8 protein-coding genes are annotated in these 11,846 nt (G+C 65.7%); 5 read left to right on the forward strand and 3 right to left on the reverse strand.

From position 1 onward, the window contains the following. The first annotated feature begins 239 nt into the window (after window positions 1-239). Window positions 240-6,437: an RHS repeat-associated core domain-containing protein gene (locus tag ACWCPF_RS06665; protein ID WP_451043841.1), complete on the forward strand. Its 6,198-nt coding sequence runs from the start codon at window positions 240-242 to the stop codon at window positions 6,435-6,437. Window positions 6,438-6,443: 6 nt separating this feature from the next. After that, window positions 6,444-6,812 (forward strand): ankyrin repeat domain-containing protein, encoded by a 369-nt coding sequence (locus tag ACWCPF_RS06670; protein ID WP_451043842.1) that lies wholly within the window; start codon window positions 6,444-6,446, stop codon window positions 6,810-6,812. Window positions 6,813-6,853: 41 nt separating this feature from the next. Here the strand turns inward: ACWCPF_RS06670 and ACWCPF_RS06675 are convergent, their stop codons facing one another. Then, window positions 6,854-7,279: an ATP-binding protein gene (locus ACWCPF_RS06675; protein WP_451043843.1), complete on the reverse strand. Its 426-nt coding sequence runs from the start codon at window positions 7,277-7,279 to the stop codon at window positions 6,854-6,856. Between the two features lie 75 nt (window positions 7,280-7,354). Here ACWCPF_RS06675 and ACWCPF_RS06680 point away from each other — a divergent pair, with 75 nt between their 5' ends. Continuing rightward, window positions 7,355-8,182: a helix-turn-helix domain-containing protein gene (locus ACWCPF_RS06680; protein ID WP_451043844.1), complete on the forward strand. Its 828-nt coding sequence runs from the start codon at window positions 7,355-7,357 to the stop codon at window positions 8,180-8,182. Continuing rightward, window positions 8,163-8,345 carry a DUF397 domain-containing protein gene (locus ACWCPF_RS06685; RefSeq protein ID WP_451043845.1) on the forward strand — a complete coding sequence of 61 codons (183 nt, stop codon included), beginning with the start codon at window positions 8,163-8,165 and terminating at the stop codon, window positions 8,343-8,345. The genes ACWCPF_RS06680 and ACWCPF_RS06685 overlap by 20 nt, the downstream gene beginning before the upstream one ends. Here the strand turns inward: ACWCPF_RS06685 and ACWCPF_RS06690 are convergent. Continuing rightward, the gene (locus ACWCPF_RS06690; protein WP_451043846.1) at window positions 8,329-9,498 is read right to left on the reverse strand and encodes a steroid 3-ketoacyl-CoA thiolase; all 1,170 of its coding nucleotides are present in this window, start codon (window positions 9,496-9,498) and stop codon (window positions 8,329-8,331) included. The genes ACWCPF_RS06685 and ACWCPF_RS06690 overlap by 17 nt on opposite strands. Window positions 9,499-9,692: 194 nt before the next feature. Here ACWCPF_RS06690 and ACWCPF_RS06695 point away from each other — a divergent pair, with 194 nt between their 5' ends. Further along, window positions 9,693-10,928 (forward strand): cytochrome P450, encoded by a 1,236-nt coding sequence (locus tag ACWCPF_RS06695; protein ID WP_451043847.1) that lies wholly within the window; start codon window positions 9,693-9,695, stop codon window positions 10,926-10,928. 69 nt (window positions 10,929-10,997) lie between these two features. Here ACWCPF_RS06695 and ACWCPF_RS06700 read toward each other — a convergent pair whose 3' ends face one another. Continuing rightward, the gene (locus ACWCPF_RS06700; protein WP_451043848.1) at window positions 10,998-11,720 is read right to left on the reverse strand and encodes a YoaK family protein; all 723 of its coding nucleotides are present in this window, start codon (window positions 11,718-11,720) and stop codon (window positions 10,998-11,000) included. Window positions 11,721-11,846: the final 126 nt, after the last annotated feature.

Genomic DNA, 11,846 nt, shown 5'->3' on the forward strand with positions numbered 1-11,846 from the left:
CCAGTCCCGCCGCGTGAATTTACAGCGGCTGATCATTTTGTTGTTGTCCTGCAGATTCATTCATTTACCGTCACAAGGGGTGGGGCGTGAGCAGGTACGGCGCGCGTAGATGGGGCGGCCTCATTTCCGCTGCTCTCATACTCGGAGTACTGCCCGTAAACAGCGTGGCAGCGATTCCGTCGGTCAAGGGAGTCGAATCTCCCCAGCCGAAACAGCCACCGACCGTGGCAGTGAAGCGAATGACTGCCGGCAGTACGGACGAACGGTCCGATGCCGCGCGGCCTTGGAAGGCACCGAAGGTCACCTGGCCGGAAGCGGGCACCGCGACGGTCAAGTTGGACCCGACCGGCACGAAGTCCGGCACGAAATCCGGTGCGAAGAAGGCGGGTTCTCTCCCGTTCGCCCTCGCGGCCCCGCGAGACAAGCAGTTGCCCGCCGCCGCACAACCCACCCAGGCGACCGTCACACTCGCCGACCAGAAGACCGCCCGGAGGGCCGGAGTCGACGGCCTGCTGTTCTCCCTCACCAGAGCAGACGGCGGCACATCAGCCACCAGCACCTCGGTACTGGTGGACTACAACTCTTTCAAAGGTGCCTACGGCGGTGACTGGGCTGCCCGTCTGCGCCTGGTGCAACTGCCCGCATGCGCGCTGACCACCCCGGACAAGCCGGCTTGCCGTGTCGCCGAGCCACTGCCCACGACGAACAACACGAAGGCCGGAACGCTCACCGCGACCGCTCCCTTGCCCGCCGCCTCGAGTACGTCCACGAGCGTGACGGTACTGGCGGCGACCGCTGCGGCCGCCGGCGCCAGCGGTGACTACAAGGCGACTTCCCTGCAGCCCTCCGGCTCGTGGACGACCGGCGGCGCGACCGGCGGCTTCTCCTGGTCGTACCCGATCGCCACACCTGCCGTACCTGGCGGCCTGTCGCCCAGCATCTCACTCGGCTACAGCTCCCAGGCAGTCGACGGCCGCACCTCGGCGTCCAACAACCAGCCCTCCTGGATCGGCGACGGCTGGGAGTGGCAGCCCGGCTACATCGAGCGCCGCTACAAGTCCTGCGAGGAGGACAAGGAGAAGAGCGGCGCCACCAACACCACCAAAGTCGGCGACCAGTGCTGGTACAACGACAACGCCGTCATGTCCCTGGGCGGCAAGACCATCGACCTGGTCTACGACAAGACCGAGGGATGGCACCCGGCTGACGACTCGGCCGAGAAGGTGGAGAAGCTCACCGGTGCGACCAACGGCGACGACGGCACGGCCGGCGTCGACGGCAAGGGCGAGTACTGGAAAGTCACCACCGCCGACGGCACCCAGTACTTCTTCGGCCGCAACAGGCTTCCGGGCTGGAGCGACAACGGCACCGCTGCCGACGACCCGGTGACCAACTCGGCCTGGACGACACCGGTCTTCGGCAACCACTCCGGCGAGCCCTGCTACAACTCCTCCTTCGCCTCGGGCTGGTGCCAGCAGGCCTGGCGCTGGCAGCTGGACTACGTGGTGGACCCGCGAGGCAACGCGATGGCCTACTACTGGTCCAAGGAGTCCAACAACTACGGCCGCAACGTCTCCGAGACCACCGGCAATGCCACGGTCACCCCGTACGTACGCGGCGGCTGGCTCGACCACATCGACTACGGTCTGCGCAACGACACGGTCTACACGGGCAAGGCGATGGGCCAGGTCCAGTTCGGAGTGTCCTCTCGCTGCCTGAGCGGCTGCACCTTCGACGAGGCCAACGCCGTCAACTGGCCCGATGTCCCCTACGACCAGTACTGCAAAGACGGCGCGACCGAGTGCAAGGACCAGTACTCTCCGACGTTCTGGTCGCAGAAGCGCCTGTCCACCATCACGACCAGGATCCTGACCGGCGGCGTGTACAAGGACGTCGACACCTGGACCCTGGCACAGGACTTCCCTGCCTCCGGGGACGGCATCTCCACCCCGATGTGGCTGAAGTCGATTCAGCACAGCGGCAAGGTCGGGACTGCCGAGACCCTGCCGGCAGTCACCTTCTCGGGCGTTCAGAAGCCCAACCGGGTCGACAAGCTGGGTGACGGCCTGGCGCCGTTCATCCGACTGCGCATGTCCCAGGTCAGGACCGAGACCGGCGGCACCATCGGGGTCGACTACTACGACCCGGACTGCACCGCGACCACCCTGCCTCTGGCAGACGGAACGAACACCACACGCTGCTACCCGGTCAAGTGGCCCTTCGAGGGCGAGACGGCCAAGCAGGACTGGTTCACCATCTATCCGGTCAAGCAGATCATCGAAGGCGACAACCTCGTCGAGTCTCCCGACACGGTCACCGCCTACACATACGTCGGTGGCGCCAAGTGGGCCAAGGGCACAGACGAGTTCAGCAAGCCGAAGGACCGTAGCTACTCCGTCTCCCGCGGCTACGAGCGCGTCCAGACCCGCAAGGGCGCCGGCCTGGATGCCCGAACCCTGACCGAGTCCCGCTACTTCCGCGGCATCGACGGCGCCGAGGTGAAGGACTCGACGGGGACCGCGGTCACCGACCGTGAGCAGTTCGCCGGAATGGTCCGCGAGACCGCGACCTACAACGGCGACGGGGGCGCGCTCGTCGCGGCCACCTCGTACACGCCTTGGCGCTCGGCGGTGACGGCGACACGAGACCGCGCCGAGGCCGAGCTGCCCGCCCTGACGGCCTACCACACAGGCGTCGCGGCGGAGGAGACCCGCACCACGGTCACCGGCGGCACCCGCACGACGAAGACCACGCGCGGGTTCGACACCTACGGCATGGTCACCGAGGTCTCCGAGCACGGGGACACTGCCAAGACCCGAAGCGACACCGTCGTCGGCGACGAGAAGTGCACGACGACAACGTACGCACGCAACGCCACCGCGTGGATTCTCAACGCCGTCGCCCGTGCCGAAACCGTGGCCCGCCTGTGCAGCGCCACCGCCAGCCGTCCCGGCGACGTCATCGAAGATGTCCGCACGTCGTTCGACAACGCCGCATTCGGAGTGGCCCCCACCAAGGGACTGGTCACGAAGGCCGAGCGGATCAACGGCACCGGCACCGGCTACGAGATCACCAGTTCCGTCCCCAGCGTCTGCGGTGCGGCCAAGAACCAACTCTGCTACGACCAGTACGGCCGTGCGCTGGCGGCCGCTGACGCGTACGGCGAGGTCACGCGCACGACGTACGTGCCCGTCACGGGCGAGAACCCGACCGCCACGACGGTGACCAATCCCCTCGGCCACACCAGCACGACCAAGCTGGACCCACTGCGCGGCCAGCCGACCGAGGTGACCGACGCCAACGGACAGATCACGTCCACCGCCTACGACGGCCTCGGCCGCGTCACCAAGGTGTGGCTGCCGACCCGTTCGGCCGTGACCTTCCCCAATGCGCCGAACTACTCCTACGCGTACCTGGTCCGTAGCGACGGCCCCGCCGTGGTCACCAGCAAGCACCTCGACCACAACTTCAAGTACCAGACCAGCTACGCCTTCTACGACGGCCTGTTGCGTGACCGCCAGACGCAGGCGGTGTCTCCCGACCGAGCTGGACGCCTTGTGACGGAGTTGTTTTACAACACGCGAGGCGAGGCATGGCGTTCCTCGGGCACCTACTTCACGACGGGCACGCCCGAACCGGTACTCGTGACCGGGGAGGAGACGAAGTACCCGTCCTCCACCGAGACCGTCTTCGACGGCGCGGGCCGGCCCACCGCGGTCATCGCGAAGAAGTTCGGCGACGAGACCAAGCGCACCACGACCAGCTACACCGGTGACACCACCACGGTGATCCCGCCCAAGGGCGGCACCGCGACCACCACGGTGGTGGACGGACTCGGCCGCACAGTGGAACTCAAGCAGTACACGGACGTCGCACGGACGTCGTCGCAGTCCATGCACTACCGGTACGACAACCAAGGCCGTATCGACCAGATCACCGATCCCTCCGCGGCCAAGTGGGAGTACACGTACGACGTCCGCGGCCGTAAGACCGTCGTCGTCGACCCGGACACGGGCAGGTCCCACACGACCTACGACCAGGGCGACCGCGTCACGGACGTCACCGACGCCCGCGATGTCACCCTGCACACGGACTACGACGCCCTCGGCCGCCGCACCGCGGTGAAGAAGGGCACCACCACGCTGTCGGCCTGGACCTACGACGACGTAGCCAAGGGCCAGCCCGCTACGACCATTCGCTACCTCGGCAACAAGGCGTACAAGACCGAGATCACCGAGTACAACGCCTACTACCAGCCGGTCGGAACCAAGGTCACCGTCCCCGACGGCCTGGGCGTGCCAGCCGGAAGCTATGAGTGGTTCAACTTCTACGACGAGAACACCGGCCTGCTCAAGGGCACCGAGCAGCCTGAGATCGCCGACCTGCCTTACGAGTTCGTCACTACCGACTACGACACCTCAGGCCTGCTGTCGAGGATGGACACGGACAGCGACACGCTGATCTCGGACACCGTCTACGACCACTACGGCCGCAACACCCTTCTCGAATACGGCGAGTTCGGTCAGCACTTGAGGACCACCAGCGTCTACGACGACCACACCGGCGCGCTGACCGACGCCTACACCGACCGGGACACCGCCCCCCAGCGGATCGAGGACTCCCACTACACCTACGATCCGGCCGGCAACATCACCCAGATCAACACCAACTACGGACAGGACGCGGCTCGCACGACCGACACCCAGTGCTTCAACCTCGACGCGCTCGCCCGCATCACCGAGGCCTGGACGAACACCGGAAGCACCTGCGCCACCGCTCCTTCCAGCGACGTGGTCGGAGGCCAGGACCCGTACTGGACCACCTACGCCTACGACGCGGTCGGCAACCGCAAGACCGAGACGCAGCACAAGACGGCCGCAGGCCCCGTCGCTGACACGGTCCGCACCTATGCCGAACCCGAGACGGGTAAGCACAACCTGCCCAGCGTCACTCAGACCGGCACCGAGGCCCGCACCGAGACGTACACGTACGACGATGCCGGAAGCACTGAGACGCGGACCTTCAAACAGGGCACCACGACCACCCTCAGCCAGGACCTGATCTGGGACGACGAAGGCCACCTCAAGACCGTCACCGAGAACGGCAAGTCCACCAGCTACACGTATGACACCGACGGCCAGCGCCTGACGCGCACCGACTCCACGGGTACCACGCTCTATCTGCCCGGCGGCAACGAACTCCAGGTAGACAAGGCCGGCAAGGCCACGGGTACCCGCTACTACAGCACCGGCACCCAAACGGTCGCCATGCGCACCGGCGTCAAACTCACCTTCCTACTAGCCGACCACCACGGCACGACCTCCACCCAGGTCACGGCGGACGCCACCCAGGCCATAACGCGCCGCAAGACGGGCATCTTCGGTGCCCCGCGCGGAACCCAGCCGTCATCCTGGGCGGGCGACAAGGGCTTTGTCGGCGGCACCAAGGACACGGACACAGGCCTGACTCACCTTGGGGCACGCGAGTACGACCCCACGATCGGACGCTTCGTCAGCGTCGACCCCGTCCTGGTTCTGACGGACCCTCAACAGGTCCACGGCTACTCCTACGCAAACAACAACCCCGTCACCATCTCGGACCCCAGTGGCCTGTGCCCGAAGGACGTTTGCGACGGACACGGCCAGATCACAGGACCAAAGCCGCACCCCCAGCCGGGGGATAGCAGTCTGGGCAGTGGCACTTCCGGCGGTACGAGTACCGGCAGCGAGAACCACAGTAATGGCCAGACCCTTTGGAACGATGACGGACAGGTTCTTGCCTGCGCATACAATCACTGCATAGGAAATGTCGGGACGGATTCCATCGAGGACAAGGCCACCAGTTTCCTCAAGGATCTAATACCGGATGGTCCGCTAGTTGACCTCCTGCAAGGGCAAGTGAAGAACGCTCGAGATGAACTCCTCCACGGGTGTGAAGTGGATGAGCCAGAGGTGTGCGCTGCCCCCAAAACCGGTACCTTCGAGCTGGGTTTCAAGTCGCTACTGCTGAACAAGGCGGCGACCAATGCGACAACGAAATTGCTTGCAGCCCAAATTGAGGCGCTAGCGACTAAAGGCCTGCTAGGGAATGGTCGTTCGGGTCTCGCTGGTATGCTTCTGCTGGAAGGGAAGGATCCGAGGCTGCTATTGGCTGTGAGTGGGAAGCATGAGCAGGCTCCCCTTATTCCGGCGGTTGGGCATGCGCTTAACCCTATTCGGTATATAGCTAGGAGTACCGGTAACAACCCTCGTGTGTGGGATACCGAGTATAAAATGCTGACCTACGTGGCTAATCAGCTGGGAGCTCCCTCTAAGATTAAAGGGAGCTTGACTCTGCAGTCCACGCAGCAAGCCTGTACGTCCTGTACGCGGATCATCGGTCAGTTCCTTCAGGACTTCCCAAATATTAGGGTAAATTACACTTCCGGTAGGCCTTAGTGATCGATGTTGCAAGCCTTCATTGGGAGGCTTGCAGCATGTATACTTGCCAAAGTGTCTGTACATGTTGAGAACCTGTGGACTCCTGCCCATCAAGCCATCGAAAATGGAGACCCTGACGGTCTGGCGCGACTTCTTGATTCGGGAGTTGATCCGAATGAGATCTGTTGCGGGATGACTCTTTTGTCTCATGCTGTGGACTATGAGGCTGACACCGCAACTCAAGTCGGCACGGAAATGGGGGTAACCCTAGTCGCCATATTGCTGGCTTACGGGGCATCGCCAAACATGGAGGGGTCTCAGGGATCTGCTTTGAGTGTCGCCCGTGGCTACCGGCACGAAATGGCGGTGAGGCTCCTTTCGCGATTCTCGTGAAAGTCCTGGAACCCTGTGTACTGGCAGTGAAGGTCCATATGTCAGTTAAGGGCGACGCGGCATTCGAACCACACCGTCTTCCCGCCCCTGGATGCCAGTGACACCCCCCACTTGTCCACCATCGCGTCCAGCAGGAACAGGCCCTGGCCGCCTTCCGGCTCCGGGTGCAACTGTGCTGGGGGCGGGAGTAGTTGGCCGTGGTTGTCTGTTACCTCGGCTCTGACTCCCGTCGGTTGTTTCAGGAGCAGTAGCTTGCAGTGCCTGTCCGGGGTGTGGCGGACCACGTTGGCGATCAGTTCTGTCAGGGCCAGTTCGACCGGGTCCGTCAGGTCCTTCAGGTCCCAGTCCTCCAGGAGGGTGCGGGCGATTCTGCGGATGTGGCGGGCCGAGTGGGTGCCGGCTGTCAGCGTCATCCGGTACTGCGTGGGGACCGGCGGCGCGTAGATCGAGGGGAAGTATCCGTTCACGGGACGAGGGTGACCTGCTCCAACTACGCTGGGCTACACCGTGAATACAACCCGTTGTGTCGTGGGAGGTCCTGCGTGACCCATATCAACGTCCTCGATCCCGGAGCCTCTCCGCTCGACTACTACGGGTTCGAGCTGCGCCGGTTAAGGGAAGCGGCCGGGCTCACTCAGCAGCAGCTCGGGGGCATCCTCAACTACACCGGGTCGCTCGTTGGACAGGTCGAGACCGCCCGCAAGGTTCCCACCCCCGAGTTCAGTGAGCGCGTGGATGCGGCCCTCGGGACCGGCGGTCTGTTCTCGCGGCTCGTCGAGCTTGTCCTTCGCAGCCAACTTCCGGCCTGGTTCCGGCAAGTGGCGGAGCTGGAAGTGCGGGCCGCTGAGATCTGCACCTTCCAGACCCACCTGGTGCATGGCCTGCTCCAGACCCCCGCCTACGCGCGTGCCGTCCTCGGAGTGCTTGACAAGAACGACCTCGACGACCGCGTCGCCGTCCGGCTCGCTCGCCAGCGCATCTTCGAGAAGGGTGAACCTCCGGTTTTTTGGCTGGTGTTGAGTGAGGCCGCACTGTGCCAGGAGATCGGTGGCCGGGCCGTCATGCGCGAGCAACTCGCCCGTCTGTTGTCGTTCGAGGACGACCCCCGGATCAACGTCCAGGTGCTGCCGTTCGCTGCCGGGGCGCACCCCGGGACGCAAGGCTCGTTCAACCTCTACCGGTTCTCCAGCGACCCGACCATCGTCTATACCGAGGGGTATGGCATCGGGTATCCGAGCGCGAACCCGGACACCGTCAAGGACTGTTCACTCCGTTACGATCATCTCCGGGCTGCTGCTCTCTCCCTCAAGGATTCGGCACGGCTGATCCGGCGAGTGATGGAGGAACGCTATGGAGAAGAGCTGGCGTAGGTCTTCGTATAGCGGTGACCAGGGCGGGGATTGCGTCGAGATCGCCGAAACCTCGGCCGCTACCGTCGCCGTTCGTGATTCCAAGAACCCGGCGGGGCCGGTGATTGCCGTCCGGCCCGCCGTGTTCTCGGCGTTCGTTCGGTGGACTACAGCCGCTGGATGATCGTCCCCGTCGCCAGGGCGCCGCCCGCGCACATGGTGATCAGGGCGAACTCCTTGTCCGTGCGCTCCAGTTCGTGCAGTGCGGTCGTGATCAGGCGGGCTCCCGTCGAGCCGACCGGGTGGCCCAGGGCGATCGCGCCGCCGTTGACGTTGACCTTGGTCAGGTCCTGGTCGAAGACCTTGGCCCAGCTCAACACCACTGACGCGAACGCCTCGTTGATCTCGACGATGTCGATGTCCTTCAGGGACATCCCCGCCTTGCCGAGCACCGCCCTCGTCGCGTCGATCGGGCCGTCCAGGTGGAAGTGCGGGTTCGCGCCCACCAGGGCCTGGGCCACGATCCTCGCCCTCGGGCGAAGCTTCAGCGCCCTTGCCATGCGCTTCGACGACCACATGATCGCCGCCGCGCCGTCCGATATCTGCGATGAGTTGCCGGCCGTGTGGACCGCCGTCGGCATGATGGGCTTCAGGCGTGCCAAGGCCTCCGCCGAGGTGTCGCGTAGGCCCTCGTCCCGGTCGACCAGTCGCCACATGCCCTGGCCGGTCGACTGTTCCTCCTCCGTCGTCGGGACCTGGACGGCGAAGGTCTCCTTCTTGAAGCGTTCCTCCGCCCAGGCCGTCGCCGCGCGGGTCTGGGACAGCAGGCCCAGGGCGTCCACGTCCTCGCGGGTCAGGCCTCGGTGGCGGGCGATGCGTTCCGCCGCCTCGAACTGGTTGGGGAGGTCTACGTTCCACTCCTCCGGGAAGGGTTTGCCCGGGCCGTGCTTCGAGCCTGAGCCGAGGGGGACGCGAGACATCGCCTCCACCCCGCAGCTGATTCCCACGTCGATCACGCCCGACGCGATCATGTTCGCCGTCATGTGCGACGCCTGCTGTGAGGAGCCGCACTGGCAGTCGACCGTCGTCGCCGCGGTCTCGTAGGGGAGGCCCATGGTCAGCCAGGCCGTCCTCGCGGGGTTCATGGACTGTTCGCCGGCGTGGGTCACCGTGCCGCCGACGATTTGTTCCACGGCGTCGGCGGGGATGCCGGTGCGGCCGAGGAGTTCGCGGTAGGTCTCGCCCAGGAGGTAGGCGGGGTGCAGATTGGCGAGCGCGCCGCCGCGCTTGCCGATGGGGGTGCGGACTGCTTCCACGATCACGGGTTCGGCGGCCATGGGTGCGGATCCCTTCGGAACTAGTACGTGTTCTAGTTCTGCTCAGTGCAGTCTGCTTACGTGATGTGGGTCACCGCAAGGGTCTTGCAGCCTCGAGGGTCCTGAACTACCTTCACGGCAATCTATTTCTGATGAACCGTCAGATCTCGTCAGATCTACCATTGACTTGCATCGTCAGATGGCTGGAGCCGCCGATGCCCTGTCCAGCGCTTCCCGACGGGTTCGACTTCACCGATCCCGACCTGCTGCAACACCGTGTACCCCTCCCCGAGTTCGCCGAGTTGCGGGTCGCCGAACCGGTCCGCTGGATCCCGCAGTCGGGCAACGTGGCCGGCTTCCAGGACGAGGGCTACTGGGCGGTGACCCGCCACGCGGACGTGAAGTACGTTTCCACGCATCCGGAGATCTTCTCCTCCTACCTCAACACCGCGATCATCCGGTTCAACGAGCACATCGAGCGGGCCTCCATCGACGCCCAGCGGCTGATCCTGCTGAACATGGATCCGCCCGAGCACACGCGCGTGCGGCAGATCGTGCAGCGTGGGTTCACGCCGAGGGCCATCCGCGCGCTGGAGGACCGGCTGCGGAGGCGGGCCACGGACATCGTCGCGGGCGCCCTCGCGCAGGGCGGTTCCTTCGACTTCGTCACGTCCGTCGCCTCGGAACTGCCCCTCCAGGCCATCGCCGAGCTGATCGGCGTGCCCCAGGAGGACCGGGCGAAGATCTTCGACTGGTCGAACAGGATGATCGCGTACGACGATCCCGAGTACGTCGTCACTCCCGAGGTCGGGCAGCAGTCCGCCGCCGAGATCCTTGCCTACGCCATGAACATGGCCGCCGAGCGGAAGCAGTGTCCCGCCGGTGACATCGTCTCGACGCTCGTGGCGGCCGAGAACGAGGGCAATCTCAGCTCCGACGAGTTCGGGTTCTTCGTGCTCATGCTCGCCGTGGCGGGGAACGAGACGACCCGGAACGCCACCACCCACGGGATGCACGCCTTCCTCACCCACCCCGAGCAGTGGGAGCTCTACAAGGAGCAGCGGCCCGCCACCGCCGCCGAGGAGATCGTGCGGTGGGCCACCCCCGTCACCGCCTTCCAGCGGACCGCCACCCAGGACACCGAACTCGGCGGGAAGCTGATCCGGGAGGGGGACCGGGTCGGGATTTTCTACGCCTCCGCCAACCGGGATCCCGAGGTGTTCGACGATCCCGATTCGTTCGACGTCACCCGGGATCCGAATCCGCACCTCGGGTTCGGCGGGGGCGGGCCCCACTTCTGCCTCGGCAAGTCCCTCGCCGTGCTGGAGATCAACCTCATCTTCAACGCCATCGCCGACGCCCTGCCGGGGCTGCGGCTGGTGGAGGATCCACGGCGACTGCGGTCCGCGTGGATCAATGGGGTGAAGGAGCTCAGGGTCAGCGTGGAGTGAAACGATCGGTTCAGGTCAGGTCGGGCCAGGTCAGATCTGATCGGTTCAGGTGATCTGGTTACCTGGTGATCAGTCCCTCCCGCCTGCCAGCAGGGCCAGCGCGCCCGAGATCGCCGCTGCCAGCAGGAGGGGCCAGCCCAGGCCGTGGTGGACGACCAGCCACGCGCCCAGCAGGGCGCCCAGGAAGAGTGACACCACGGCCGCCACGCGGCGGAAGCTGCGCACCGCCGAGCCGCCCGCGGCCCGGGAGTCGGAGGCCAGGGCGGTCAGGGTCATCGTCAGGACCGTGGTGGGGAGGTCGGCCACCTTCAGTTTGCGGACGGTCGCGGTGCGCATGCCCAGCGCGAAGGCCGTGCAGGCGATGATCGCGTAGATCCGGAAGCGGCCGTCGGCTGCGTCGGTGGTCGCCGTCGTGGCTGCGGTGGTGACCGCGTCGGTGGCCGCGTCCGTGGTGAAGGCGATCGCCGCCGCGACCGCCAGCAGGGCCGCCTCGGTGGCCAGCGTCAGCCGGGCCCAGGTGCGGCGGGAGCCGTTCGCGCTGCGGTGGACCACGCGTCCGCCCGCCACCGCGCCGGCCGCGAAGCAGATCAGGGATGCCGCGGAATGTCGTACGGAGAAGCCTGGGACGCCGGCCGCGGCGAAACCGATGACCAGCACGTTTCCGGTCATGTTCGCGGTGAAGAGGTGGCCGAGGCCGAGGAAGCTGACCGCGTCGATCAGGCCGCTCACCAGGGTGAGGACCAGGAGTACGGGGACGAGGCGTACGCCGCGATCCGGCGCGGGGGTCGTCATCGGGTCAGTGGATCACGCGAGGGCCGGGAAACGCCGAAGGCGGCGGCCCCGGGGATCGGGGGCCGCCGCCCGCAGAACGGAACAGCGTCGGGTAGGGAAAGTTTGTTCCCACCCCCCGGTAGATAA

It is taken from the genome of Streptomyces sp. NPDC001858 (assembly GCF_053594615.1).

Coding starts and splice junctions, on each gene's coding strand:
- ACWCPF_RS06690 (WP_451043846.1), bottom strand. CDS start 9,498: ATGGCCGCCGAACCCGTGATCGTGGAAGCAGTCCGCACCCCCATCGGC.
- ACWCPF_RS06685 (WP_451043845.1), top strand. CDS start 8,163: ATGGAGAAGAGCTGGCGTAGGTCTTCGTATAGCGGTGACCAGGGCGGG.
- ACWCPF_RS06700 (WP_451043848.1), bottom strand. CDS start 11,720: ATGACGACCCCCGCGCCGGATCGCGGCGTACGCCTCGTCCCCGTACTC.
- ACWCPF_RS06695 (WP_451043847.1), top strand. CDS start 9,693: ATGCCCTGTCCAGCGCTTCCCGACGGGTTCGACTTCACCGATCCCGAC.
- ACWCPF_RS06670 (WP_451043842.1), top strand. CDS start 6,444: ATGTTGCAAGCCTTCATTGGGAGGCTTGCAGCATGTATACTTGCCAAA.
- ACWCPF_RS06665 (WP_451043841.1), top strand. CDS start 240: ATGACTGCCGGCAGTACGGACGAACGGTCCGATGCCGCGCGGCCTTGG.